Source organism: Pseudoalteromonas sp. 68 DY56-GL68, assembly GCF_041414825.1.
Taxonomy (GTDB): Bacteria; Pseudomonadota; Gammaproteobacteria; order Enterobacterales; family Alteromonadaceae; genus Pseudoalteromonas.
Window position 1 is genome coordinate 207,840 of the sequence record NZ_JAOCZL010000025.1, and the last position, 1,643, is coordinate 209,482.

A 1,643-nucleotide genomic window follows, 5' to 3' on the forward strand; every position below is an offset into this window, starting at 1 on the left:
GTAAATCTGACGGCTCAGCCTTCGCTGGTTCGAATCCAGCTCCCTCCACCACTTTATTCTTGACGGTTAGAGGTAGTTTAAGAACAGGTTTCTATGCGGGCATCGTATAATGGCTATTACCTCAGCCTTCCAAGCTGATGATGCGGGTTCGATTCCCGCTGCCCGCTCCAGACTCTGGTGTTGCTGATATAGCTCAGTTGGTAGAGCGCACCCTTGGTAAGGGTGAGGTCGGCAGTTCAAATCTGCCTATCAGCACCAGTATCGAGAACTCATCTTAATTTCTTCCTTTATCTGTCAGAAAAAACTATTTGAAATTTGAAAAAATTAAATTAATCTACCCTCGGTGGATTATTTTCATATGTAATCTAGATACACAAAACTGATAGGTTCCGTCATGGCAAAAGAAAAGTTTGAACGCGTAAAACCGCACGTAAACGTAGGTACAATCGGCCACGTTGACCACGGTAAAACTACCCTAACTGCAGCAATCACTAACGTACTTGCAAAAGTATACGGTGGTGTAGCGAAAGACTTCGCATCAATCGATAACGCTCCAGAAGAGCGTGAGCGTGGTATCACAATCTCAACTTCACACGTTGAGTACGATACACCAACTCGTCACTACGCACACGTAGACTGTCCAGGACACGCCGATTATGTTAAAAACATGATCACTGGTGCTGCTCAAATGGACGGCGCAATCCTAGTAGTTGCTGCGACTGACGGTCCTATGCCACAAACTCGTGAGCACATCCTACTTTCTCGTCAGGTTGGTGTACCTTACATCATCGTATTCATGAACAAATGTGACATGGTTGACGACGAAGAGCTACTTGAGCTAGTTGAGATGGAAGTTCGTGAACTTCTTTCTGAGTACGACTTCCCAGGTGATGACCTACCTCTAATCCAAGGTTCTGCGCTTAAAGCGTTAGAAGGTGAGAAAGAGTGGGAAGACAAAATCGTTGAGCTTGCAGAAGCACTAGATTCTTACATCCCAGAGCCAGAGCGTGACATCGATAAGCCATTCATCATGCCTATCGAAGACGTATTCTCAATCCAAGGCCGTGGTACAGTTGTAACTGGCCGTGTTGAAGCTGGTATCATCAACGTGAATGACGAAGTTGAAATCGTAGGTATCAAAGAAACTACGAAGACAACGTGTACAGGTGTTGAGATGTTCCGTAAGCTTCTAGACGAAGGTCGTGCGGGTGAGAACATCGGTGCACTTCTACGTGGTACTAAGCGTGAAGACGTTGAACGTGGTCAAGTACTAGCTAAGCCTGGTTCAATCACTCCACACACGAAGTTCACTTCAGAAGTATACGTACTTTCTAAAGATGAAGGTGGTCGTCACACGCCATTCTTCAAAGGTTACCGTCCACAGTTCTACTTCCGTACAACTGACGTAACAGGTGACGTACAGTTACCAGACGGCGTTGAAATGGTAATGCCTGGTGACAACATCAAGATGACTGTAGAACTAATCGCTCCAATCGCGATGGACGAAGGTTTACGCTTCGCTATCCGTGAAGGTGGCCGTACAGTTGGTGCTGGTGTTGTAGCAACTATCGTTGAGTAATATCAACAGATAGAGCTTCACAGCTTATAAAAAGGTCGCCTAGGCGGCCTTTTTTAATGCCTAA

The 1,643-nt window shown here is 45.8% G+C and carries 1 protein-coding gene and 2 tRNA genes; all 3 read left to right on the forward strand.

The window, feature by feature from the left end; all coding sequences use genetic code 11:
* Positions 1–95: 95 nt before the first annotated feature.
* Positions 96–170, forward strand: a tRNA-Gly gene (locus NYF15_RS21390).
* Between the two features lie 12 nt (positions 171–182).
* Positions 183–258 (forward strand) — tRNA-Thr (locus tag NYF15_RS21395).
* A gap of 136 nt (positions 259–394) precedes the next feature.
* Positions 395–1,579 (forward strand): elongation factor Tu, encoded by a 1,185-nt coding sequence (gene tuf / locus NYF15_RS21400; protein WP_062567544.1) that lies wholly within the window; start codon positions 395–397, stop codon positions 1,577–1,579.
* Positions 1,580–1,643: the final 64 nt, after the last annotated feature.

What these genes read in the sequence shown, in the direction of transcription:
- tuf (WP_062567544.1), top strand. Translation starts at nt 395, where the DNA reads ATGGCAAAAGAAAAGTTTGAACGCGTAAAACCGCACGTAAACGTAGGT.